The following is a 24,666-nucleotide window of genomic DNA, read 5'->3' as shown; positions in this document are numbered from 1 at the left end:
GAATGCAAAATGACCACTAAATCCGATTATTATGTAAGATGAACGGGTTTTCTTAGAGGACATGTCCTCCATCTACTGCGATGACTTTTCCTGTGATCCAATTAGCTTTTTCTGAGGCAAGGAATAAAACCATATTTGCAATGTCATCAGGTGTTCCCGCTCTTTGCATGGGAATGTTATTCACATAATATTGCCACAATTCCGGATTACTGGAAGCTGTATCCTCATTCATTCCCGCTTCAATAACACCGGGCGCAACCGTATTCACACGTATGCCGTGTTGTGCTAAATCTAAAGCAGCATGTTTTGTCCATTTATTCAGCGCGGCCTTCGAAGCACCATAACCAATTCCCTTAGTCATTGTGATAATGCCGCTGATTGAAGAAATATTTAAAATACACCCCTTCGTTCCTTTCTCCGTCATATTCTTGGCACATAATTGCGCTAGATAAAGTGGGGAAATCGCATTAACCTGGAAAACTTGCTGCATTTTTTCTGGGGGCAATTCAAATATCGTTTCCCGACAAAGCATTCCAGCATTATTAACTAAGATGTCCACGCCGTCTAAAAACCTTATCGCTTGCTCGGCAAAAGTTACAACATGGTCCATTTTGGAAAAATCAGCATAAAATGCGTTTGCATTTCTCCCCATTGCTTTAATCGCTTGAACCGTTTCCTCCGCACCTGTTGCATCACTGCGGTAACTAATGACAATATCTGCGCCTTGTTCTGCAAAAGCCATGGCTATTCTTTGACCAATACTGCGATTAGCCCCCGTGACAATGACCTTTTTCTCTTTAAAATCCATATCAATCCTTAAAAAAAATATTCAGTTCCAATCTTTTTTATCATACTTGTAGCCCAGATATAGCAAAACAAACCAGCAATTTCCCCAGACAGTCGCTAACGCTGCACCCTGACACAATTTTTTTTATAAACAAATCACCAAAAATTAAAAAAATCAACTTTACTTTGTGAACAATATAATTCCCTCTAATCGCGAGATCAAATCATCACTCGGATGAGTATTAACTTCTTTTAATAATAAAGTCTTATCGGAAAAATTAAACACCTTGACACCCAACCTGCCGACCTGTAGAAATTAAACCATTAATAATGGACCAAAAAGGAGAAGGTTTATGGAAGGGAAACTGGAGCGCTACCAGCAAGAAATCAAAACTGCAACTCAGCCAATTTTTGCACGTCTGGAGCACTATCGTAAGGCCATGTTTGACATAAGAAAATTATTAATGGACTATTTTTTTAATCCAGGGCGAACACAAAAACTCACTGAAGTTGCCCAAGGAGAAGAAATCGTTTTTAGCTTCAATCTGGTTCAAAAGAGCATGGAAAAATGTTTGGTCGATGAGCATCAATTAGTAGAGACTGCTCAAGTAATGATCGATACAGAACAAAATCCAAGTCTTGTAGCTGCTTTTGATAGTCATGTGTTGCAGAGCGGCTTACCGCTGGAATTTCGCGAACAAGAGGGCCTGTATCTCTTTAAACCAGAGAAACCCTACACACCCATGGCACAAGTTTTTATGCGGCAATTTTCATGTGCTCTGGGTATCTATCGCGTATGCCTGGGCGTTTGTGAGGCCTATTTTGCTATCTATAATCACGAAGGAATTTCCACCAAACAACTGCAGAACTACATTGACTCAGCGACTGATTTAAAACAACAAATTAACGAAGAAGTCGATTTAATTGCTTTGCATAAACAGGCAAAAACAATAGAAAATGAAATCATATCCTTACTGCGAACCGAAAGAGTGCATGAAGGTTTACCCCAATTTAAGACTGACATCGACACTCTCAAAATAAAATTAATTGCCGTATTGGAAGCCGGGGCGGTTCATTTGCAAAATTGTTATACAGAATTTCCTAACAATGCCATATTATGGATGTTGCATGATCGAAGCTGGCACACATTACTCAAAACTCTTTCCAGTCTTCTCTACACGCAATATAACTATTCTACTTTATATAGCACATTGGAAATTAAAAAAGAATTCATTACATTACTCAAAACAGAAATAGAATATTTTGATTCCATAGTGATCGAAAAGGAACCTTTGCTTAAAATTGAATTATTAAGAAAAGCAGCAAAGCTTATTAGTGAAGCAAAAATTGATGTACTCGCTAAACTTGCTGAAAAAGGGATTGAATTGATTGAAGCACCCAAAATAGGTATGTTTTCCACCCTCCCCTCTAATAGTATTTATGGACTTATGCTCGCCTACCAACAAAGACAATTATCACTGATGGATACATTTGGAGAAGAACGTGTTGATGAGGAAGATAGAGAAAGGTTTAAACAAACCATCTAACCTCTAAAAATGGCTATTCATAACAAATCATAATTGTTATGATTATTTAGTGAGAAATACTATAACCCTATAATAAACATCAATTTTTTTAAGGAATAATATGTTAAGGAAAGCAAAACTACTCGGTATTGTTTCTTTATTATTAGCCAATCCTTGTTTTTCAGGGCTTTACCTTGGTGTAGGAGTTGGACCTGAAGGCGCTCATTTTACACAACGATCTCATGTAACGAGGCTGGGAGCTATTTCCAATACAGCGGGCGAAGGAGCTTTTAATGTTTATGATACAGAGCATTTCTCCGGGACAGGAGAATTCGGAACTTTATTTGGAGGTTATAGTTTAAGATATAAAAACTTTTATCTGGGAGCAGAGGCCAACGCCAATATAAGCTCAGTTAAATATACCCTGGTTAACGACGAACTCATAAACAGTAATTTCCTTAAAACAACTTTTTCAATTCCAAATAGTGAAGGGATCAGTATATTGCCTGGATACTTTTTCTCAGACTCTTTTTGGGCCTATGGACGAGTAGGTTATGCAAATGGTCACGTAAAAATTAGGGAATCCGATCCAACAGTCAGAAGCTCCACATCAAACCGCAGCGGTATTCGCTATGGTGCTGGAGTTCGTTACAATCTGATGGATCCTCGCTGGACATTAATGATGGATTATAGCCAAATCAATTACACCAAGATAAAAAGTCATGTGTTTGAGCCTAATGGCGGAGTAACTAAGATTGCCCGAATTTATCCCAACACTGCACAAGTCGCTTTTGGATTAATCTTTAATTTTGATACTCCTAAAAAAGTTTTCGTTAAATAACATAAGGAGACTCATATGAATCTCCTTCGTTAGCTGATTTCTGATCGGAAGCAATCGCTTTATTTTCCGTAACTAGAAAACAATTGAGCGAAAGCCAGAGCAATCGTATACCCAATAAAAACAGATCTCTCTGGGTTGCCTTAATCAATACGCTAAAGAAAACTAAAATCAAATGGATCAAAATAATGCGTAAAGAACGTATTTATGAATTCTTTCCGCTGTAGAAAAAGAATAATTCCTAAGCACCCCATCCGGAAAGGCATTCAAACGCGTAAACAATTGTTGCCATAAAATAGATAAAAATAAAAACAACACCATGAGATAAATGATAGAAAAATGGGGGTTTAAATTCTGCAACCTCCTATTCCATATCTAAATTTTTGATAAATTAAAGCAATTAAAGAAACAATACTCCCGATAAAATTAAATCGAACAACTGGGGAAATGAGTAAAGGAAAAAAGTTCACTAGCAAACTCCTTTGTTAATTATAAATATTTATCCCCCATTAAATCTGTTTTAACTCCATCCAGGAGCCTATCCAGATCGATCAAAATACAATCATCTATAATATAAAGTAATCTTGATGATTTTGTTTTGATCATGAAAGAAAAAATAGAGAAGCTTACCAGCAGATTCGCTGCATTAGGTTTTAAACAGCTAAAGGAGTTACCTCAAGAAGATGCTCATGCATTAATGCAGTGGACTGCTTACATTGATCATTTAAATCATGCAGCATATAAAGCAATTGAAGCGCAATATGCACAATTTAACCCTGATGCATCGAAAGATGAGCAAGTTATTTTCTATAAAAGAATTTTGGCAATAAAAAATATTTTGCGAGAATTGCAAGTAGTTCATAACGATTTAACCAAGAGTTTACATGAAAATTCAGCACTTTATATTCCTGATGACGCCGTTATATCCTTAAATGCAAAATATATTCTTCCTGAATTAAAAACAAAAGAACCTAACGAAATTGTGCGGGCCAACTTTTATCAACTGTTAGATAACATAAGTAAAAATAATTCGCTCAGCAAAGAAGAGTTTAATTACATTACCTCGCTCCTAATGCAAATTGCCTCCAGACCCCAAGGGATGCAATTAATTGTAAAACTGAATTATCTACTCGCAACCAAAAACGCCCAGTTAATCTTAAAACCCAGCAATAATTTTGAATGTTCCATGATGCGGGAAGGACGTGCAGCAACAAGTCCAGATTATACCCGCAAATCAATAACGCCAGAGGAAGATTTTAAAACCATTTTTAAAAGAGAAGTCCGTCCTGGAGCTGGCGCAACAAGGATTCCTATTGGTGTAGACTATCGGTTTAACGATAAAATGACTTCTTTGGATTTAGATGTCTATGCCTCTGCTGGCCATGGATTAACTGATGGCGGGCCTGCATTTATTCTGTTAGCGCATGAACTCATTCATGGTTTGCATAATCTTACCGGTAAAGCACTGTATAATTTTAGTCCTTTTTTTCAAGGACCAAAATACGAAAATGATCCAATGATTCAACTACTATATCCGAAAAATTCCGGATTTAGTCTTGGTCCATCAGCTGAAGAATATTGGACCATTGAAGGGGGGGGCTATGTGAAAATAGCATTCGCAGTGAACATGGTTTTTTTAAGAGGACAGGACATGTCAGTGCTGAACCAGGAGGGCGTGCTCTCATTGATCTTTATTATGTTGGATTAGCTCGAAGTTATTATCAGCTGGATTTGCTAAAATTCGTAAATCGTTTAGAGAACATGCAAACAAAACCAGATGCCACAGAAGATGATAAAGTAGTAGAGAGGCTTTTGCTGCTTGAAAAATATAATTACATTAGCTATTCCTTAACTGATCTTGTTGAATTATGCGAAGACATTTCCCCTTTCCAACTAAAAAGAATAGGGCAACTCATCCAAAAATTGAGCGCCTTAGAAAATCCAGAACAGATTCTGCAAGAGTTTTTAATGACGGCCCCTGCTAAAAGTGCGCGGTTATTGATTGCTATTTCAAAGAGTAAGGGAATAAATTATGACGAAGAAATCGATTCAGAGACACTTGAAAAAGCATTACCCAAAATTCGTAATTTTAATGAACTACTTAAAAGCTCCGGCTTCCCCGACGAGCTTGTCAGCGCATTTAGTGATTTTGCAGAAAATATGGAAACAAAATCCTCTAAATCCAATACCTTTTCCTTCTAGCATTAACAAAAAGCCCTCCTTTCTTGTTATTTTTGATTTGCTCTGCACTCCCGAAAGTTTCAAAATCCCAGAGGAACTTTGTTTTTTCTATTGATTATTCATCCAGATTAAAAGTAAAGAATTGAGAAAGAGCAATATATTCGATTCAGAGAGCTATAATAAGAGTAATGAGTCAATGTGTTTTAAATTGGACGTCGTGATGAAAGTCTTTAATAACATGAAAATGTATACTTCTTACTTGGAAGGCCTCTATCAACATATTTTTGCAAGTACCCCCATAGCTACCTGGGGCTACTTCTACTATGATTTAAATGGACGTTGCCTGCAATTGATGTCTGATAAATGGCTGCTTGATGTTTTTTTTAAAAATGATTTATTTGCCACGCAGATTTTTACTAACATAACTACAACCCAGGATACCTTATATGCTTCAGATGTTATGAATGATGAGCTACTACCTTACTCAATCAAAGAAGTCTTAATTGATCATAAATATGCTTATTTTTTTGACATTGTCCACAAAGAGAACAATTATACAGAAATCTATACGTTTGCATCGATTACTGATTCTCAACGCTCTAATAATTTTACCCTTAACAACGTAGATATATTAAAAGCCATCAGCCAAGACCTGGCCACTCGGTGCAGACGATTATTAACCAAAGATAATACACTGATATTACCTAAGGATTTAGTCATTGAGATGAATTCACTTGCAGAATTGCATGGTTCAAGGAATTCTTTAAATTTGAAGGAGTTCATTTTGAAGCAAAAAGAGACTAAATTGCAGGAAATGGTAAATGATACCGTTTTTGATTTTAATAGTTTGCCTTTTAACTTTATGTCAGCAAAACAACTAACCTTGAAGGAAAAAGAGATCATTTATCTTTATTATCATGGTTTTAAAATACAACGTATTGCCGATATTTTGGAAATATCAAAACGAACCGTTGATAAACATTTCGAAAATATCAAGAAAAAACTGGTGTGTGAAAGCACAGGTCAAATAATTCCTGCCTTACTACGTTCTAATATTTCTATAAATCAATTTATCCAAAAATCTTAAGTCATACGACCGCTCAAACTCCATTTTAAAAAAAGATGCAGCAACCAGAAGATATTCTCTTCTCTTCGCCTTGAGCAAAATAATACTCCAGTGTCTTTTTATTTAGCTTTTTATGGTAAGCGAACTCCTTGTTACTTAACAATTGATTCAACGATGATGCCCTCATATTAAGCGATGAGCCATAGAACTCACAAAGATTAACTTCCATAAGTGAAAAAATCGCACCTATCCAGGGGTCAAGGAGAAAATTTTTTGTGATAACTACAGTATGTTCAATGTCTTCAATATCATAAATAAAGGCAGGGATATTTTGTTGCTTTAGTAATGCAGCCAAATAAAATGCTTGGTGTTCGCAATTCCCCGCTCTATGTGCAGAAATTGTATATTTTATTGGTGCTGTCGCATCCAGAAAATCAATCTTTTGATCCTCACAATATTTTGCAATTTTAAGCAAAAAAAATCTCACTTCGCCAACTTCCCTCACTGCGGTTAAGCTATTTTCATGATATTGAGCCTTTCGCTCTTTGCCTATTTTTTCGGTTAAAGGATTGATAAGTAATGCAGAAGTGCTGGCAAGACAGACTCCCATGGTAGTCTCCAGTGCGTGACATAAAATTTCACGATATTTATTTTCACGATCAGTCTCGATTTGTTTGTTTTTGAAAAATTTAACCAGCATAACCAATCTCCATTTGGACTCTATATCCTAGTTATTTACGAAGAATTTTAAACAGAGCTCTGTGCATAAAGCAGGTTCAATCTGCATTCTCTAGCATCCAAGCTAAAATCTTTATACTCAAGAAAAGAAACTAAAATCAATTCTTTTCCTGTAGCTTACAATGAGTTAATATTAAGCACTATGGCTATCTTAACGAATTTTAAGCTTCATTTTTGAATTCCAAAACTGGCATATTACCGCGTCTGGTAAAGAAACAAAGCGGTGAACAGAAATGGGTATCCCCGGAAATAGATATATGATTTTTGGGTTTTCTGACGATAAAAAAGAGAGGGATAATGGGAATTTTTAAGGATATTACACACCGGTATTGTCAAAAAATACTGGATGCCTACCAAGCGCAAGCGGATGAAAAAACATATAAGGGTAAAGAAGCTGAATTATTAATTCAAAGGAATGAATTTGCAAAATGTTTAATCAAGAAGATTAAAGAAATAGAAGTTGAGGATGATGATTACTCGACATACTTCGAATGCATTTTAAAAGAAATTGAATCGCTATCAAAAGAAACTGTAAATGCCGTCAAAGAATATAATAAAGAATATAGCACTACATTCACTACAGATCTTTATGAAAGTTTTTTCACATCCAGCCTAATCAATTTTATTAATGCATTAAATGATTTGGTTCAAAACAGTCCCTCTCTAATTACTGAAATTAAGGATATATCATTATTTGGCAATAATAGAAATCTTCCCTGGTTCAATCAATTTTCATTTTTCTTATATGAATATATTCTTGAAAAAGAATTTGATATTGCTACCAGTAAAGTTGAACGAGATATTTTTGATACAAAAAAACGATTGATCTTGAAGTATGTGCAAAATGCGGGAAATCTTTATTCACAGTTTAAAAAAGATGAGAGCAATACGGAATACCAGGAACTGATGAAAGTATTATTAACGAGTATGAGTTCTGAAGAAAAAAGTATCCAACGGCGTAAATCTGACGAAAGTAATACAGGTTACATGTCTTATTTTTCTCAAACATTTTATAAAGCTTCTGAAAAAATAATCGGAAAGAATCAATTAGGGCAAAAAATCGAATTTTTGATAAAGGAATTTAATGAGCGCGCAGTGAGTAAAGGACTAGTGATATAGCAAATCCTTGTTCGGGAGTACATTAGGACAATACATTACTCAATTTTTATTAGCCCGGCTCCTGTTACATAGACACTGGGAACGTTATAAGTGTTTGCAACGGAGTCCGGGCAATTATAAAAAAGCGATAAGCGAATCTTTAAATATTATCAACTATGGGTCATGCCGGGGTCTTGTTCTCCTGAGTTATTATTTTCTTTAAAACCATTCAAATCCTCTTTTAAATCCTTGGTTTTTTCAATGCTGTTCGTTATTAAGTTTTTATCAAAAATTGAAGCCACTTTTAAAAAAAACTCCGATATCTTTTGGAAAATTTTAGGTAATTTATAGTGTAGGTTAGAGGCAAATTGCAAATCCACCTCATCTTGCAGCGCATCTTCTTTATTCTTAATTTTATCTATCAGAACAATACAAAATTCCTCTAGTTTTGCTTTGCTCATTATTTTATGGGGGGGATCTATGCTATGGATTTCCTTATCAAGTAATGATACCAAATTATAAATATCTTTCTTATATAAAATAACACCACTCAGATTATGAACTTTGGCTTTGCCTTCTTCCTCAAGCCTATGATTCACAACCTCTAACAATCTACTTTTAAGCCCATAGGTAAATGGGCCTCCTTTTGGTAGTCCGGTAATCTCACTTAATACGCTAATTAATTCCTTTGCTTCAAAATGAAAGCGAGTATTCTGTTCTATTAATTCCTCTATATCCCTTGGAACTTTTACCTCGCCAAACACCAAACAACATCCTAACTCCAGACTTTCATATATTATTTCTCGATCAGTATGACTGTAACGTTCAATATCAGCTAAAAATACTTTTATTTTATCCCATTGCCCTTCTTGTGCGTATAATGGGATAAGTTGACGCTGGACCTCAATGTTATCTTGGGCCCCTAGATTTTCCAAAGCACTAATTTTTCTTGTACGACTATGTATATGATGAATCTCATCGAATTTCTTTATAATTTCAGGTGTCACGAGAGGGATAATAGATATTTTTGAAGGAACCATAAGTGCTTTTTCTTTTGGTAATTCCTCAATAGAATCTTGTATAGCTTTTGCAGCTTGCAACCAGGCTATTCCCTTTTCATGTTTAAAAGCTTGATCTAATAGTTTATTAATTTTTTCATAACCGGGTGAATCCTCTATGATATTTTTCACATACAGACAATATGCTTCTGGGGAACAATACGTATTCCGTTGTAAATCATCTATATCCCGTACTTTTGCACGAAACATAATATTCATATACGGGTCTTGACCAACAACAGCTCTTCCAACAAGTCCTATGTTCTTTTCCCAGACATCGAAAGGAATTGAGGCAGATTGTTCTTTTCCCCAAGTCATAATGCGAATATTTACCTTATCGTTTTGTTCATCAAACTCAATGTTTCTAATAATAAAAAAATGACCATCCATAAATCGTTGCATAACATTTTGACCTTTGGGTTCTCCTTCCTCTGGGTAAAGAATGTAGTTTGCAAGACTTCCCGTGCCAGCAAAACCAACCATATAACCATCGTGAATAAGTAATTGTAACTGCTTTATTGCCGCCCTATTATGCATGGAGATATTGTACACATGATTATATCCAGCTTGTTTCATCCAATTATTGATTTCATGATGTGAAGTAACACCAAAAAGTTTTTTGGCCAGATCTGCACCTTCTTCACTGTAGTGAACAATAGAATTTTCTGACGAGCGTATTCCATTTAAAATAACGTGATCTGCATCGTGAATCGTAGCTCCATCAGAGCTTTTTTTATTTGCTACCTCTTCAGTGACTTCGACCCGTAAAACTCCTTCTTTCCCGGCGAACTCTTTAAGATCACAGACACCCTTTGCAGCAAGTTCAGTTACTATTTGTACGTATTTCAATGGATTTAATAAGGCGATATGGTGCACAAAAGCATTTACGCCGCAGACTTGTTCATTGCGTTGATTGATATAACGCGGGTCCAATACCCTAATCATCATTTGTAACACAAGGAGATCACGATCAAAATTTTTAAATTTAAGCGGATCGTCATTATTTAGAAAGTTATCATACAGATAAGACTCGTAATCACATTTTACTAATTTCAATAAAGGGAATTCTGCAAATATTAAGTTAATTGCTTCTTGTTCCCCTGTTAAATAAGCAAAAGATTCCAGCTGTTTGGCTACGGTATATATCTTTGGATTGCTTTTATCGTACCAATCACTCTGAGTTTCTCGAAGATGCTCTTGAAATTTTTGCAGCAACACTTTAGCTAAATTTTTCACATGGGCTTTGGATAAAGGAGCATCATCTTCATGCTCACAAATACGAGTAACCGCATCTAAAACAAGTAAATAGTCCTGATATGAAGTGGCTTTTTCGCCATTTATAGCCCCATCAAATGTAATTTGTCCATCATCTTGATACGTTAATAGTTCTGATAATGATAAACCCATAGAACCAGACTCCCATCATTTATTTAATGAGTAAACACACATTATTCGCATAGATAAAGTTGTTAGGGCTCTTTGGAAGCATGTGTACTGCAGAAGAATCTCTTGTTTTTCATCACCTGAAATGAATAATACCAACCCTACTCTTCACTTATAAGGTTAATTATAGTTAAAAGAATTAAAAATATTGGAAATACTACACCATGTAGATAGGTTTTAAGGTGCTTAGAATCATTTTTAGGATGCTGACAATTCATCCATTGTTTATGGACCACAAAACAAGTCGCAGTTGCAGGCAGGTGGATGAATTGTTAAATACACCTTAATTTATTTAATATGCTGCTGTAGAAAATCATAGGCTTTTTTAGCATACTGAAAAGGAGGGGCTTTCGCTGGGTCCTGTTCTGCTTCAACGATCATCCAGCCCGAATATTGATTTTTTTGCAACATTTGAATGACGGGAGCAAATTCAATTGCGCCATCCCCAGGAACCGTAAATACACCTGCTCGTACTGCATCCAGAAAGTTCATATGTGCACTTTTAACTTTGTTGAGGATTTCGGCACGAACATCCTTTAGATGAACATACGAAATACGATCATTGTATTTATTGATTAGAGCAAGGGGATCAATATCAGCAAATGCAGCGTGGCCGGTATCAAGCAATAAAGAAATCAATTGAGGGCTCGTGTTTTCCATTAAATAATCGATTTCATGCTCATAAAAAACGCCTGTCCCTGCATGATAGTGATAAACAAGCTGCATATCAAAATCATAAGCAATACGGCCAATGGTATGTAATCCTTGAATCAATTTTCCCCACTGTTCCTCATTAAACTCTGGTTTGTGAGTACTTATAATAGGCAACTCTGTTCCTTGAATGGCATGTCCACATTCACATACATTAATAAAAGATGCGCCCATCGCGCGCATAAAGCTTAAATGCTCCATAAATCTTGATAAAGTATTTTCATACTGCCCCGGCTCAATAAAAAAAGTACTGAACCAAGCACTCGATAGCTCTAGCCCACGATCCCTTAAAGCCTTTTTTAAAACAGAAACGTCACGAGGATACTTATTACCAAGTTCTGTACCGGTATAACCCACCTCTGACATTTCACTAATGCATTGTTCAAAACTAATTTCTTTCCCTAATTCAGGGTCGTCATCATTGCACCAGTTAATGGGTGCAATTCCGAGTTTAATGTGCATACATAATTCCTTAGGAGTGTTAATATTCTCTAACTTTCTGCAGTTGCGCTTGCATCATGTTATGCGCTTTAGTTACTTCTTCTGAGTTAGATACCTCTGCAACCGCTACACGCCACCAGGTTTGATAGCCATTACTCATGGTTTTAGGCAGTATCGGTAAGACAATTACTGAAGAACACTCTTCATTTCGTGCAGAGTCTATGGCAACAGTCAATTGCGCATAAGAATCGGCAAAAAAAGTTTTAGCACCTAACCCTTCGGCGTACTTGCAAAAATCGATTGGTAAATAATTCCCAGATAGTTTCTTGGTTTTATCTTCTCGATAGCGAAACTCATTGCCAAAACCTTGGCTGCCCTGGCTTTCTTGTAAATTTCTAATGCATTGAAAACCATGATTATTAAAAAGAATGATGGTTATTTTTTTGCGTTCCTGAATGCTGGTAAGCAACTCTGAATGCATCATTACAAAGCTACCATCGCCCGCCAAAACATACACTTCACCTGGAGAATTTTCTTTGGCTAGCCTCACTCCTAAACCTGCAGCGACTTCATAACCCATGCAAGAATAAGCATATTCCAGATGATAATCTTTAGGTTTTTTGGATTTCCACAGACGATGCAAATCTCCAGGTAAACTTCCTGCGGCACAAATAATGACATCATCTTCGGTTACCATTTCATTTAACAAACTGATGACCTTGGTTTGAGATAAACCATCCGCACCAACATGAGCGGAGGTATAAATTCGTTCTAATTCCTGCTGCCACTCATTTTGATAATGCTGCACGCATTGTTGATACTCTTTTCTTGTTTGATAAGCTCCTAATTTTCTCCCTAATTGTTCTAAGCCTGTTTTTGCATCCCCTTTCAACATCAAACCATTCATTTTAATCGCATCAAAACGCGAGACATTAAGATGAATAATTTGGCATGCCTCATTTTTAAAACCCCATTTAGACGAGGTAGTAAAATCTTGTAGACGCGAGCCGATCACTAAAATCACATCTGCTTGTGCTGCCAGAATATTAGCTACTTCAGAACCCGTGACACCTATTCCACCGACATTCATACAGTGACTTTCTGGCAAAGCACTTTTCCCAGCCTGAGTTTCAGCAACCGGGATTTTATGGCTTTCTGCAAATTGAGATAACGCGCCTGTAGCAAATGAATAGTGGACACCACCCCCTGAAATAATTAATGGTTTTTTTGCTTTAAAAATAAGTTGGGCTGCTTCATCCAGTGCACGCTCACTAATAGGTTCTCTATCAATATGCCAAAAACGTTTTTCAAAAAAGGAACACTCATAATCATACGCTTCAGATTGCACATCCTGTGGTAAACACAATGTAACCGTACCCGTTTCAACAGGATCCGTAAGTACCCTCATTGCATTGATGCACGCAGTCATTAATTGTTCAGGGCGCGCAATTCGGTCCCAATATTTACTCACTGGCTTGAAGCAGTCATTCACAGACAAGGTGTAATCATGTGGGACTTCAAGTTGTTGTAATACCGGATCCGGTTGTCTACAACTGAAAATATCCCCTGGCAGTAACAATAAAGGAATTCTGTTTGTGGTTGCTGTAGCCGCTGCTGTAATCATATTGGTCGCACCTGGCCCTATAGAGGAAGTGCAGGCAAAAATACTTAATCTGTTTTTTTGTTTTGCATAGGCCGTAGCTGCGTGTGCCATCCCTTGTTCATTATGTCCCTGATAATAAGTCAAGCCATAATTGTCATACTCAAGCGCTTCACCTAAACCCGTCACATTCCCATGCCCAAAAATTCCAAATACCCCCGCAACAAACTGATATGCGTTACCATCCAGCACTACATATTGATTCGCCAAAAACCGTAATAAAGCCTGAGCCATTGTCAATCGAATTTTCATGCAAATTATTCCTTGAAATTATTATTTTTCCAGGCGTGACTGCCGTTCTGCTCCCTATCTCCCGCGACTTGTTCGCGAGAGCCAGTATTACTGCACAAACCAGGTTCCGCGAACAAGTCGAGGGCGCTAAGCTTAGGCAGGTTATCATGGGGGGGGGAACCTTTTTTTCCATACCCTATTATTTGCCTTATGCGTTCTTGTCCATTCATGTTCTTTGATAAAAGTCGGTGTTATATAGGGGTTATCTTTTAAATGGCGAATAAACCAAAGCGTATAAAGAGCATATCCTGGAGCGGCACAATGAGCATGCGTCTGGCCATTCGCAATTCGATAAGTATCATAATTTTCAATACGCAAAACCTCTTTCCCATTCTCACCAAATGCATAGCCTTGTGGTTCTGAAAAACGATAATGATAGATTTCAGGTTGATCATGATAATGGGATGGATAACTTGACCATCGTCCTTGAAAGGTAATAATTTCTCCAACAACCAAATTGGATTCAGGTCTGTTGCGCTTGTCAAATACAGTCCTCACGATACGATATGAGCTATCATCTAAAATGTCTTTTCCCCGATTATCCAGCTCCACAAGATTGGACTGATTAAATAATAAAGGAGCAAATGAAGCATGATTTTCTGTCTCAATCAACAAAATTTCACAATCAGTCAAAGCATCCACAGAGGCTCTTTGGCCTGAAGGACAATGCAAGACGACAGGCTCCTGAGAAAAATAATCATATCGTGCTACATGCTGGCTTTGCTGTGCATAATGAAATATCACTTTTCCAGTCATTAATAAGGCAGCAAATTCATAATGCTCATTAAATAAGTAGCTTTGCCCAGCATCTAATTTAATCGAGCTAAAACTCATGTTCAGAGATAAAGTGTCCAAAGTGACAATGGTATTTAATCCTCGATTAAAACCCTGTGGGTTTTTAATAAGAATCTGAGAGTTGTGCTGATTACGCTTTTGATGTAGTTGCAGCAACTGAGCACTTTTCCAAATTTGCGGCTCGTCATCAAAATGTTGAATAAAATAGTTTAACTCTTCTTTATAGGGAATAGCTGGAGCACAGCCATGGCGAGTGACTACCAGGGCTCCGCTGGCATTCGCATAAGTAGTAGCAGCCTCCCAGGATTTTCCCCGCAAAAGAGCTGATAAGAGACCGGCCATAAATCCATCGCCTGCTCCAAGCACATTCAGTATTTCAACAGGAAATGGCTTGGATTGTAAGCACTGACTGCTGTTGGCAAAATGAACCTCACAACCTTTTTCTCCGCGCTTTATCACTACAGGAGCCTGAGTCAATCCTCTTATTTTCTCTAATGCATCATAAACTTCCTCACATCCACCTGCGATACAAACTTCCTCCTCAGTGCCTACGATTAAATCACAGAGAGATAAAATACGTTGGTAGATTCTACTTACTTTCTGACTATGGCGGTATCGCGTTTCCCCATCGCCTGGTGCGGTTAATCCCCAAAGAACGGGACGATAATCCAGATCAAGAACTACTGCGGTTTCAGTCTTTCTTGCACATTGGACAACTTCTTCCGTAGTTTGCAACATCGCATCAGTAGATAATCCTGTACCCGTGATTAAAATAGCTTTTACTTGTTGCAATATATTCTGGTTTATTTGCTGCGGTTTAATTTGCATATCCGCACAATCAGTACGATAAAACATCAAAGGAAACTCATGAGGAGGCTTAATACCCAATAAGACCAGCCCTGTTAAATGATGTTCGGTTGTATACAACAAATCGGTATTGACTCCTTCAGCACGTAATTCATTTTTTAAAAAACGCCCCATCTCATCGTGACCAACACAAGAAAACATCATGCATTCCAGACCAAGACGGGCAGCACCCACAGCAATATTTCCTGCACAGCCCCCTAGATATTTTTTAAAACTCTGAGCGTCGCTAAGCGATACACCAATTTGCTCTGCATACAGATCAACTGCTACCCGCCCCATACAAATCAAATCCACAGATCTATTTGCATCAAAGTAAAATGGTGGATAAATCATGTCATCCTCAACTTATAAAAACAGGTAATTTAGAAACCAAAGATTGTTTTGCAGCTTGAGCAATACGCAAAGCTTGCAACCCATCTCTTCCAGAAACAGGGCTTGGTTTATTATGCAGCCATGCATCATAAAATGAATTTAACTCTGCTCTAAAAGCCTGATGATAACGTTCAAGAAAAAAATATTGTGGATTGGCTTGTTCTGTGAAGGTATTTGCATAATGAATCACTGAATGATTCAATTGATTATTGGCCAGCAACATTCCTTCTTTACCAAATACCTCAATACGTTGATCATATCCATAGACCGCCTGACGGCTATTATCAATTACGCCCATCGCGCCATTAGCGAAACGCATTTGGATGATTGCAGTATCCACATCATCCAATGCTTCAAAATCAGGATTAATTAGTACTGCGCCCGTCGCATACACTTCAATCACTTCCGATTGGGTTAAAAAGCGCGCCATATCAAAATCGTGAATAGTCATATCCATAAACAGACCGCCTGAGGTTGCACAATATTCCTTGGTAGGACAGACAGGGTCACGAGAAGTAATCTTAACAAGGTGAACAGCACCAATTTCACCTGTTTGCACCTGTTTTTGCAGATGAGCGAAACTTGGATCAAAGCGTCGATTAAAACCGAGCTGTAATAAGGTGTTGTTTGCCTGTATTGTTTCTAAAGCATCCAAAATTTCTTTTTCATTCAATCCTAATGGTTTCTCACAAAATATTGCTTTACCCGCCTCACTTGCTGCTTTAATTTGCTCCACATGCAAATTTGAAGGTGAGGCGATCAGGATTGCATCGAGATGTTGTTGAAACAGTACTTCTTCAAAATGACTGTATTGACCTGCAATCGACAATTTATCGGCCCATTCCTTATTCAGATAAGGATCTGCGATGGCCACTAATTCATATTGAGGTAAATAATATTTGATATTCTCTGCATGCAACTTACCGATTCGCCCTGCGCCAATGATACCTATACGACATTTTCTGAATTGATTTGCATTATCCATTTTTTAATCTCTCACTAATTCAAGCTCGTTTGTTTTTATTTCTGCGAATGGTTTACCAATGTCTCTGATTTTTTTACCTGACATCAAATTTTTCTCTATTTTTTCCAAAGAAGCTCCTGTTGTCTCAGGTACAAAATGATAAACAAAGAAAAAAGCCAGCAAGCATAATGAACCAAATAAAGCAAAAGTAAGCCCTTGTCCTAAATTTTGGTAAATCGCCAAAAAAGAAATGGAAACCACAAAATTAGCACCCCATTGCGCTACCGTGGCAATGCTCATCGCCAAACCACGCACCGATAAAGGATAAATTTCAGAGATCAAAACCCAAAATAAAGAGCCAACACTAATGCAATAACCCATTACATAGGTTGATAAAAAACCCAATATCCAAAATTTTTGTCCAGGTAATTCGGTAAATAACAAGCTCACTACATAAAGGCTTAGGGAAGCGATCATCGTACCACTTAATAATAAGAATCGTCGGCCTAATTTATCGATATAAAATAAAGTAAGTAGTGTAAATAAAAAATTAACCGCCCCCATACAAAAGGTAGCCAAAATGGCATTCGAAACAGGATAAAAACCCGCTGATTCAAAAATAACGGGACCATAATACATTACTGCATTAATTCCAGAGAACTGCTGAAATATTCCCAACCCGACACCAACGACGAGAACAAAAACGACTGGGGCTCTAAACAATAGGTTATAATTCAGTTGGGTTTGTTGTATATTGTTCTGGATCTCATCGACCTCTTTTTGAATATCATACCCCAACGGGCGAATACGCTTTAAAACGTGCAGAGCGTTATCTATTCCATATTTCTTCATGAGCCAACGCGGTGAATGAGGAACAAAATGCATCCCTATAAATAAAATCAGGGCAGGAATACTCCCCATCCCAAATAATAATCGCCAGCTATGTACCGAATAGTCATGAAAAAAATAACCGATTAAATAAGCTATTGCCTGACCAAAGGTAATCGTTAAACCATTAATCAACACTAAAGCGCCTCTTCGATTGGGAGGAGCAATTTCTGCAATAAATAATGGGGCAATGTACGAAGCAATTCCGATGCAAATACCGATGATAAATCGACCAATTAATAACAGCATGAAATCATGCGTAATAGCACATAGCGCAGTTCCTAAAATAAACCCCATAGCGACCGTTTTGAGTAGAAAACGCCGACTTAGCCTATCAGCAAAGAAACCACTTAAAGGAATGCCAAGAACACAACCGAGTATACTAACACTCACTACCTGAGACCATTGCCATTCAGAAAGAAACAATTGGACCATCACCTGATCTTTAACATCCGCGATCACACTGGAATCAAAACCAAATAAAAAACCACCAAATCCAGCAATCAAGGCAACAAAAAAAACAAATGAATTGACTCCTGCATTCATAGTATCACCTTCCATAGCTCATACTTAATGGTTGGTGATGTTATCATTCTCCATGTTGAATAAATAGATGGTAGTATTTGAGAGTAAACAATTTTCTGGCGAAGTTTTTTTATCAAAAAACGCTGGACTAACAGCCCAGCGTAGGTTTATTGCACTGCTTTTGTATTCTCTATAGATATTCCTTGATGAAACACCATCCGCCATATGTCATTTTTTCTTCGCCAAATCGAAATACGTCGTGCAAATTTACTTTCTGAACAATGGTTTTGCTTCATCTCGCTGAGGTACGTTAATAAAACCACGTCTTCTGTCAAGAATTTTGCCTCAAACTCAATACCCGTTGCTTCAGAATAATCCTCTAGAGACAACCATCGAGCAGCTTCATTTCTATCATTGATTTTGCCATTACTTCCATACTCAATAAATTCATCATCAATGAAACCGATTAAAATATCGACTGAATCATTCTTGGCAAGCAACTGCTTTTCAAAATGAATAATTTGGCTAACAACTGATTCCATTAAATTATTTCCTCTCAATATACTCTCCTACTGATTGTATCGATGAAGATCAGCTAAGAGTGATACAGGTATAGACAAATTTTGTTGAAAAATATGATACTATATGTGCAAAGATAAATAATGCAAAGTATTTATATGCATCACTTTTTTGCTCCCAATGCATCGTTTTTAGATCAAGACCATGTATATGCCCAGGGTTAAGTTATGAAAAAAAAGCGGATTATAATCGGTATGACTGGAGCTTCCGGAATTATTTATGGAGTCCGGCTGTTGGAGCTATTAGCTCATTCAGAGTATGAAACACATCTTATAGTATCCAAAGCCGCCCAGCAAACTCGCGCCTATGAATCCGAACTTTCTGCAACTGACCTATATAATCTTGCCGATAAGCATTATCCAATTCATGATATCGCCGCATGCATTTCGAGTGGCTCTTATATTACTTCAGGCATGATCATTGCGCCTTGCTCCATGCGGACATTAGCAGACATTGCTTGTGGAACAACCTCTAATTTATTGACCCGTGCAGCAGATGTTATTTTAAAAGAACGCAGACGGTTAGTATTAATGGTTCGTGAAACACCGCTGCATCTTGGACATATTGAAAATATGAAACGGGCAACAGAAATAGGGGCTATTATCGCTCCTCCTGTGCCTGCATTTTATAACAATCCACAAACAATTGATGATATTGTTACTCATAGCGTGGGGCGCGTTCTTGATTTATTTGACATAGAACTCAATTGTATTAACCGTTGGGATGAAAAAGGGAAGAAAACGGCTCCTGGATATGAAAATTAGTATGCAGGGTATTATTATGACCAGAAAAAGATCCATTTTAAAAGTCATGTAAATATTAATAGTATTAGCATGATGTACTTTTTTGAGTTACCGTTTAAGTTGAAAATAATTTTGTAATCTAGGCCGTGCTTACAAATTAGCTATATTAAGTTAGTAGAACGGCAAACAACAAATAAACACATATTTTTGGTTTACATAATGCAAAAAAACAGGGGTTACCCTAAAGGCTAAAGTCATCTTATCTCCTGTTCAAAGTACTGAAATTGTGGCTAACGTGTAGTTATCATCAGACTATTTTACTTAACACTTAAAGCAACAAAAAATGATAAAATAGCATCGGTAATCAACTCTAGCCATGCCATTGGCAAACTTTTAGCTGCTAAGTCCAGTTTTTTAAAAAAGGGTCAAAAAAACCATTTACAACAAATCACGAATGCTTATCTAGATATTTAAATTCCATCATTGCTATTGAGCTCTGTTCCCTAGCATTATTGTGATATATACATTGGCAGGTCACTGCGCATAAATAAGTATATGAACCAAATGATTTTGAGTGATTTGTTAATAAGGAACATAAAGGATTACACGTTCATTATTTAGAAAAATCACCCTGATTTTTTATCTCTGTGCAGCCATATTATTAATTGGTTCTTGTACCAAAGCTGCAAGTTCTGACTCACAAAATGCAGGTATTGGTGAGGAGTACGGTAAAAGCGATCCTGGCTGGCGTTAGGTACAAAGAACCTCCGTTCCCCCCACATGAACAATAGCAAATCAATCTAATTTTAAACAATATTAATATTTTTTATTCAATTCGAGCATATAATTTATAGTATGGTGTTGTATCTTGAGAGGTTTATATGCTCACTAAAATAGATGTGGTCATGGATAGTGGCGGCTCTATAGCTGAAGCTGGTTCTCAAGAGGAGCATGTAACTGATGGCTTTGGGGGATGCACTGCATTTCATGTCAAAACTGACTCCGGGCTATATGGACTCTATCATCTAAGCGGAACGTCAAACAGAAAACCACAGATGCTGGATGACGCTAAAGATACGAATCAGCCTTTTAGAAAATGGATAAAGGATTTAGCATTAATAGTACAAGAACGTGATGCAGATCAAACCCTTCACTTTGAACTGGGTACTCCCTGGCTTTTTGGTAACCAGGAAAAAACCAGAGAGAGTCATCCTCAAGTAGGTATGGAACGCTATTTAAGAGGGCTATGCGCCAAATATGGCATTAAAAATTATGATATTACTTTAATCAACATGATTGGGGTTCAAAGTATTGCTGTCTCAGAAAAAGGGATGACTTGTTATGATTTTAATGAAAAAGAAACCCGTGTTTGCCCAGCAAAATATCAAACCGACGAAGAGATACTAGAGCACTTGGGTTGGACAAATGCAACATGCCTTAGGTATGTTACCGCAAATAACAATATAGATTTTGACGGGAAATTGCAAAAAAAATATACCGAGCGATGTCAAACAGAGCATATGGGAAAAATAAAAAAAGAGATGGAAATCCATCGCAAGGAAATGGAGACCAACCCAAAAAGTGTGGTAGAGCAAACAATGGAGTTATTAAAAGAAAGAAAAATATCCTTGTTAACCGATATAAAGGGAACCTTGGATAAATATCAAAGTGTATTTGAGTCTGGACCTAAAGAAGATAAGAGCGCTTTTCATGCTTTTTTATTCGTAGAAGATTTATATAAGGCGGTAGAGTCTGACGATCTTGATTCATTAACCACCTTGAAAACACTCCCTTATTTTAAACAAGTTACAGAAAGCACCTCGATCCTTTCTTTTTTTTCATCGGAAAAAACTGAGATTGGCGCGTTTTTTGAGAAGGCTGAAGAACACTTAATTCAGATGCAAAAACTACTCACTGAAACCGCTCAATATAGCCCAACAACAGGAACAGCTAAGTGCAGTTGATATCTTATTATAAAAGGAAAATTAGAGGATTTGGAGTAACATCATCCGGCATATTCCCAAAAAAAATATTTACCCCTAAAATAAAGAAACAAGAGGCTATTAATAATAATAACTATGGATCCTACAAAAAGGAAAAGTATTTTTGCTGGTTTATATGGAAATACCTTAGAGTGGTTCGATTTTCTTCTTTACGCCAACTTTACCCCTTTATTTGCTCAATTATTCTTTCCCTCAGACACCTATTTTGTTTCTCTTCTTCTCACCTTTGGTGTATTTTCTGTAGGTTTTTTTATGCGTCCGCTAGGAGGTATATTACTGGGACATTATGCGGATCGTATCGGCAGACGAAAAACCCTGATTCTCTCAGTGTCTATTATGACAGCGTCCACTGCATGTATTGCTTTGATACCCGATTTTAATTCCTTAGGAGTTATTTCTCCTTTATTATTTGTTTTTTTCAGGTTAATTCAAGGAATTGCAGTAGGAGGAGAGCTTCCTGGTTCAACAACATTTCTTATTGAACATATGGCCGATCATCGACGTGGTCTTGCAGGCAGTTTAGTATTAAGCACTGCTTTTCTTGGCATTTTTTTAGGGTCATTTACTGCATCGTTACTCAGTGTTTTATTAACTGAAGATACTCTGCGGGCCTGGGGTTGGCGCTTGGCATATTTAATCGGTGCAGTACTAGGATTAATAGGTATTTATTTACGCCTTACAAGCGTTGAACCCACTACCTTTTTGAAAGCCAAACATACCCAAGAGCTTCCAGCAAAAATTGTGTTTTTTGGTTATCCACGCAAATTGGTGCTAGCCATCATCTTTACGAGTATATTAGCAATGAGCAATTACCTACTCATCGCCTATATAACGAGCTTTCTTGTGAAATCAGAAGGCTTTTTATTAAAAGATGCTTTATTAGCTAACTTTATTGCACTGCTCGTTTTAACACTTTTAATTCCTCTGATGGGTTTGTTATCGGATTATTTCGGCAGGAAGCCCATTTTTTTGTTAGGTGCACTTGGTATTTTCATTTTCATTTACCCCATATTTATTCTTTTTTCGAGTGGAGTTTGGTGGCAAATCCTCTTAGGAGAAATAGTCTTGGCGATAATACTTGCACCGTTGAATGCTGCAGTTCCCACTATGCTTGCAGAGATGTTCCCCACAGCGATTCGCGCCAGTGGTGTATCTATAGGCTATAATATTGGCCAGGCAGTTTTTGGTGGGACAATGCCTTTAGTTTCTTTAACATTAGTGGAATTAACGGGAAATAAATATGCTCCTGCGTTCTATATTCTATTTTGGGTGATTATAGCAATTATTGCTGCTTGCTATGCACGAGAGACTTATCTTGATAAGTTAAACTAAGGAGAATAAGAAGTCCTCGCATCCAGTTTTAGCTTACAAAAACCCAATATGGTCCAATTGTGATCATCATGCTATAATATTAAATATATTTTTTGAGTTTTTACTATGCCATCATCCTTTGAAATTATAAAAGATGAGAACAATCTGAATAACGCCGAGCAAGATCAGGCCGGTACTCCAATTCAACCACTCGCAGAGATGAATAGGACGAAACTGGCTTTTCAACATCATTATAATCGCATCAAGATGTTTCATGGAGCACCGTGCATCAAATACCAGGATGGCTATTCTCCCATTGTTACACGGGATGTACGTAATTTTAATCAACGCGTATTTTCAATAGGTTCATCCTCCAGTCGAGAAATGCTCCTCTTAGATCCAGAGGCTGAATCGCTAAAAAAACTCTATGCTGAATTACGCCAAAATATAAAACAAAATGCTACAACTCCAGAAATCTTGCAAGAAATTTCTAAACTGACACAAAAAGCCTTTCCTATAAGCGAAACGGCTTTTTTAAAAGCATTTGTGGAAAAGCACTTAAGAGAAGGAAACCCTGTTATTCCCTTAGATGAATTCATGCAAGCGGGAATTGGAATATGCCGCCACCATTCCTTATTAAATGCTTTTTTGATGAGTCGCTTAGTTGAGGACAGTATTCTGCAAGGAGAGGTAATACATCAGCGACACTCATTCCACAAACATGGGGCTCATACCTGGAATCTATTTCGAGACACCAAAGATGGAAAATTGTATTCCTTAGATTCATTATGGAAGAACGTGACTTCCCTCGCTGATAATCCAGGTGATTTAAATAAGTTATATGGTTTAGATGTTGAATCAGGAATTAAGGCAGCATTTGGCACATTTCAATTGCCGAGCAAACAAAAAGTGCATGTTACATCAGCTGAACACAAAGTTCATGCTGCCCCCTCCCTTCCCATAATACCAGAACCTGTCCCAGCGCTAAATCGTGCGCTCATGGGGATACTATGTGAAAAAAATACACCTCTTATCATTCAAAAGGAGAGACCACAAATCGATTTGGAAGAAGTAATTAAAGAGGAACTAAGCCATGGCCATGAACCCATACTGCATCATAACCAAATCAATCGATTTTTCAAACCAGCTGATGAAGTAGATAAAATTGTTGACATTAGTAATTTTCCATCCAAATCAAACCCTTGAAATCACTTATCGAGTAAAAAACGCATGAAATGTTAAAAATACTATTGTTAATGAATGGCAGTACTCCAAATCAAAAAAGAAACCTGCAAATAGTCTTACACCCTTATTTATGATAGCTTTTTAGAATAAAAACATTACTTACAGCACGATGAACAATTGGATTATAAAAACTGCCTTAGTCAATCTATTCATTCTTTATTCAGCCTTGGGTTTTACTCACCCCCATAGGAACAGTGTTTCTAAAGAAGAAGTCAATGGTACCTTCATTATAAAGTTTCCTGCACCCCATAATGATCTTTCCAATACTCTGACCGTTAGCGCTCTTGGCGGTGGCAAGATTAATATTTCTTTTAATTTAGTCTACCCTTATGAGGTAAACGGTGAACTTCAAGCCAATACCGGGGAGTTATCCGGTGTTGCTTCGCTTAAAGGAGATACTGCGGTTTATTCATCTTCTGAGTACGGCCAATGTACAATTACCATAACCTTCGTCAAACCCGGCATCTTATCTGTCAAACAAGAAGGCTCTGATGCGGATTGCGGCTTTGGTCATAATGTTTATGCCGATGGAACTTA

20 protein-coding genes are annotated in these 24,666 nt (G+C 37.2%); 11 read left to right on the top strand and 9 right to left on the bottom strand.

Going from position 1 to position 24,666, the window contains the following annotated elements:
- Positions 1-52: 52 nt before the first annotated feature.
- A complete protein-coding gene (locus Lpar_RS05810) occupies positions 53-808 on the bottom strand; it encodes an SDR family NAD(P)-dependent oxidoreductase (RefSeq protein ID WP_058517031.1) in 756 nt (251 codons plus the stop codon).
- A 331-nt stretch (positions 809-1,139) separates the two neighbouring features.
- Here Lpar_RS05810 and Lpar_RS05805 point away from each other — a divergent pair, with 331 nt between their 5' ends.
- The 5 genes from Lpar_RS05805 (at position 1,140) to Lpar_RS05790 (ending at position 6,418) form a co-directional block, all read left to right on the top strand.
- On the top strand, positions 1,140-2,333 hold the full coding sequence (locus Lpar_RS05805; RefSeq protein WP_058517030.1) for a hypothetical protein: 1,194 nt from the start codon (positions 1,140-1,142) through the stop codon (positions 2,331-2,333).
- 100 nt (positions 2,334-2,433) lie between these two features.
- Positions 2,434-3,153: an outer membrane protein gene (locus Lpar_RS05800; protein ID WP_058517029.1), complete on the top strand. Its 720-nt coding sequence runs from the start codon at positions 2,434-2,436 to the stop codon at positions 3,151-3,153.
- Positions 3,154-3,754: 601 nt separating this feature from the next.
- Positions 3,755-4,858: a hypothetical protein gene (locus tag Lpar_RS05795; RefSeq protein WP_115341276.1), complete on the top strand. Its 1,104-nt coding sequence runs from the start codon at positions 3,755-3,757 to the stop codon at positions 4,856-4,858.
- A gap of 53 nt (positions 4,859-4,911) precedes the next feature.
- Positions 4,912-5,352 (top strand): hypothetical protein, encoded by a 441-nt coding sequence (locus Lpar_RS18785; RefSeq protein ID WP_115341277.1) that lies wholly within the window; start codon positions 4,912-4,914, stop codon positions 5,350-5,352.
- 199 nt (positions 5,353-5,551) lie between these two features.
- Positions 5,552-6,418, top strand: a complete 867-nt coding sequence (locus Lpar_RS05790; RefSeq protein ID WP_058517028.1) for a helix-turn-helix transcriptional regulator — start codon at positions 5,552-5,554, stop codon at positions 6,416-6,418.
- A gap of 25 nt (positions 6,419-6,443) precedes the next feature.
- On the opposite strand, the gene Lpar_RS05785 is transcribed toward Lpar_RS05790, so the two are convergent.
- Positions 6,444-7,097: a hypothetical protein gene (locus tag Lpar_RS05785; protein WP_082650339.1), complete on the bottom strand. Its 654-nt coding sequence runs from the start codon at positions 7,095-7,097 to the stop codon at positions 6,444-6,446.
- A 335-nt stretch (positions 7,098-7,432) separates the two neighbouring features.
- Between Lpar_RS05785 and Lpar_RS05780 the strand changes: the two genes are divergently transcribed.
- Positions 7,433-8,254, top strand: coding sequence for a hypothetical protein (locus tag Lpar_RS05780; protein ID WP_058517027.1), 822 nt, complete (start codon positions 7,433-7,435; stop codon positions 8,252-8,254).
- A 149-nt stretch (positions 8,255-8,403) separates the two neighbouring features.
- Here the strand turns inward: Lpar_RS05780 and Lpar_RS05775 are convergent, their stop codons facing one another.
- From Lpar_RS05775 to Lpar_RS05745, 7 genes are all read right to left on the bottom strand, one after another.
- The gene (locus Lpar_RS05775; RefSeq protein WP_058517026.1) at positions 8,404-10,698 is read right to left on the bottom strand and encodes a hypothetical protein; all 2,295 of its coding nucleotides are present in this window, start codon (positions 10,696-10,698) and stop codon (positions 8,404-8,406) included.
- 324 nt (positions 10,699-11,022) lie between these two features.
- Positions 11,023-11,907 carry a myo-inosose-2 dehydratase gene (iolE, locus tag Lpar_RS05770; protein WP_058517025.1) on the bottom strand — a complete coding sequence of 295 codons (885 nt, stop codon included), beginning with the start codon at positions 11,905-11,907 and terminating at the stop codon, positions 11,023-11,025.
- A gap of 19 nt (positions 11,908-11,926) precedes the next feature.
- A complete protein-coding gene (gene iolD, locus Lpar_RS05765; RefSeq protein ID WP_058517024.1) occupies positions 11,927-13,798 on the bottom strand; it encodes a 3D-(3,5/4)-trihydroxycyclohexane-1,2-dione acylhydrolase (decyclizing) in 1,872 nt (623 codons plus the stop codon).
- A 144-nt stretch (positions 13,799-13,942) separates the two neighbouring features.
- Complete coding sequence (iolC, locus tag Lpar_RS05760; RefSeq protein ID WP_058517023.1) at positions 13,943-15,832, bottom strand: 5-dehydro-2-deoxygluconokinase; 1,890 nt, start codon at positions 15,830-15,832, stop codon at positions 13,943-13,945.
- 7 nt (positions 15,833-15,839) lie between these two features.
- A complete protein-coding gene (iolG, locus tag Lpar_RS05755; RefSeq protein ID WP_058517022.1) occupies positions 15,840-16,856 on the bottom strand; it encodes an inositol 2-dehydrogenase in 1,017 nt (338 codons plus the stop codon).
- A 3-nt stretch (positions 16,857-16,859) separates the two neighbouring features.
- A complete protein-coding gene (locus Lpar_RS05750) occupies positions 16,860-18,269 on the bottom strand; it encodes a sugar porter family MFS transporter (RefSeq protein WP_058517086.1) in 1,410 nt (469 codons plus the stop codon).
- A 146-nt stretch (positions 18,270-18,415) separates the two neighbouring features.
- Positions 18,416-18,790 carry a DUF4440 domain-containing protein gene (locus Lpar_RS05745; protein ID WP_058517021.1) on the bottom strand — a complete coding sequence of 125 codons (375 nt, stop codon included), beginning with the start codon at positions 18,788-18,790 and terminating at the stop codon, positions 18,416-18,418.
- A 204-nt stretch (positions 18,791-18,994) separates the two neighbouring features.
- On the opposite strand from Lpar_RS05745, the gene Lpar_RS05740 reads away from it, so the two are divergent.
- The 5 genes from Lpar_RS05740 to Lpar_RS05720 all read left to right on the top strand — a co-directional run.
- Positions 18,995-19,591, top strand: coding sequence for a UbiX family flavin prenyltransferase (locus Lpar_RS05740; protein WP_058517020.1), 597 nt, complete (start codon positions 18,995-18,997; stop codon positions 19,589-19,591).
- Positions 19,592-20,451: 860 nt separating this feature from the next.
- Positions 20,452-21,534, top strand: coding sequence for a hypothetical protein (locus Lpar_RS05735; RefSeq protein ID WP_058517019.1), 1,083 nt, complete (start codon positions 20,452-20,454; stop codon positions 21,532-21,534).
- A gap of 114 nt (positions 21,535-21,648) precedes the next feature.
- Positions 21,649-22,905, top strand: a complete 1,257-nt coding sequence (locus Lpar_RS05730; RefSeq protein WP_058517018.1) for an MFS transporter — start codon at positions 21,649-21,651, stop codon at positions 22,903-22,905.
- Positions 22,906-23,010: 105 nt separating this feature from the next.
- Positions 23,011-24,090 carry a cupredoxin domain-containing protein gene (locus tag Lpar_RS05725; protein WP_058517017.1) on the top strand — a complete coding sequence of 360 codons (1,080 nt, stop codon included), beginning with the start codon at positions 23,011-23,013 and terminating at the stop codon, positions 24,088-24,090.
- A gap of 148 nt (positions 24,091-24,238) precedes the next feature.
- The coding region (locus Lpar_RS05720) for a hypothetical protein (protein ID WP_237759348.1) at positions 24,239-24,666 on the top strand (428 nt) is incomplete at its 3' end.

Source organism: Legionella parisiensis, assembly GCF_001467945.1.
In the GTDB taxonomy this organism is placed as follows: Bacteria; Pseudomonadota; Gammaproteobacteria; order Legionellales; family Legionellaceae; genus Legionella; species Legionella parisiensis.
Note: the sequence above shows the minus strand (reverse complement) of the source record. Positions and strands in the feature narration are given on the sequence as shown.

Excerpts from the sequence above, each read along its gene's own strand:
- Lpar_RS05810 (WP_058517031.1), bottom strand. The coding sequence starts at position 808 with ATGGATTTTAAAGAGAAAAAGGTCATTGTCACGGGGGCTAATCGCAGT.
- Lpar_RS05805 (WP_058517030.1), top strand. The coding sequence starts at position 1,140 with ATGGAAGGGAAACTGGAGCGCTACCAGCAAGAAATCAAAACTGCAACT.
- Lpar_RS05800 (WP_058517029.1), top strand. The coding sequence starts at position 2,434 with ATGTTAAGGAAAGCAAAACTACTCGGTATTGTTTCTTTATTATTAGCC.
- Lpar_RS05795 (WP_115341276.1), top strand. The coding sequence starts at position 3,755 with ATGAAAGAAAAAATAGAGAAGCTTACCAGCAGATTCGCTGCATTAGGT.
- Lpar_RS18785 (WP_115341277.1), top strand. The coding sequence starts at position 4,912 with ATGCAAACAAAACCAGATGCCACAGAAGATGATAAAGTAGTAGAGAGG.
- Lpar_RS05790 (WP_058517028.1), top strand. The coding sequence starts at position 5,552 with ATGAAAGTCTTTAATAACATGAAAATGTATACTTCTTACTTGGAAGGC.
- Lpar_RS05785 (WP_082650339.1), bottom strand. The coding sequence starts at position 7,097 with ATGCTGGTTAAATTTTTCAAAAACAAACAAATCGAGACTGATCGTGAA.
- Lpar_RS05780 (WP_058517027.1), top strand. The coding sequence starts at position 7,433 with ATGGGAATTTTTAAGGATATTACACACCGGTATTGTCAAAAAATACTG.
- Lpar_RS05775 (WP_058517026.1), bottom strand. The coding sequence starts at position 10,698 with ATGGGTTTATCATTATCAGAACTATTAACGTATCAAGATGATGGACAA.
- iolE (WP_058517025.1), bottom strand. The coding sequence starts at position 11,907 with ATGCACATTAAACTCGGAATTGCACCCATTAACTGGTGCAATGATGAC.
- iolD (WP_058517024.1), bottom strand. The coding sequence starts at position 13,798 with ATGAAAATTCGATTGACAATGGCTCAGGCTTTATTACGGTTTTTGGCG.
- iolC (WP_058517023.1), bottom strand. The coding sequence starts at position 15,832 with ATGATTTATCCACCATTTTACTTTGATGCAAATAGATCTGTGGATTTG.
- iolG (WP_058517022.1), bottom strand. The coding sequence starts at position 16,856 with ATGGATAATGCAAATCAATTCAGAAAATGTCGTATAGGTATCATTGGC.
- Lpar_RS05750 (WP_058517086.1), bottom strand. The coding sequence starts at position 18,269 with ATGAATGCAGGAGTCAATTCATTTGTTTTTTTTGTTGCCTTGATTGCT.
- Lpar_RS05745 (WP_058517021.1), bottom strand. The coding sequence starts at position 18,790 with ATGGAATCAGTTGTTAGCCAAATTATTCATTTTGAAAAGCAGTTGCTT.
- Lpar_RS05740 (WP_058517020.1), top strand. The coding sequence starts at position 18,995 with ATGAAAAAAAAGCGGATTATAATCGGTATGACTGGAGCTTCCGGAATT.
- Lpar_RS05735 (WP_058517019.1), top strand. The coding sequence starts at position 20,452 with ATGCTCACTAAAATAGATGTGGTCATGGATAGTGGCGGCTCTATAGCT.
- Lpar_RS05730 (WP_058517018.1), top strand. The coding sequence starts at position 21,649 with ATGGATCCTACAAAAAGGAAAAGTATTTTTGCTGGTTTATATGGAAAT.
- Lpar_RS05725 (WP_058517017.1), top strand. The coding sequence starts at position 23,011 with ATGCCATCATCCTTTGAAATTATAAAAGATGAGAACAATCTGAATAAC.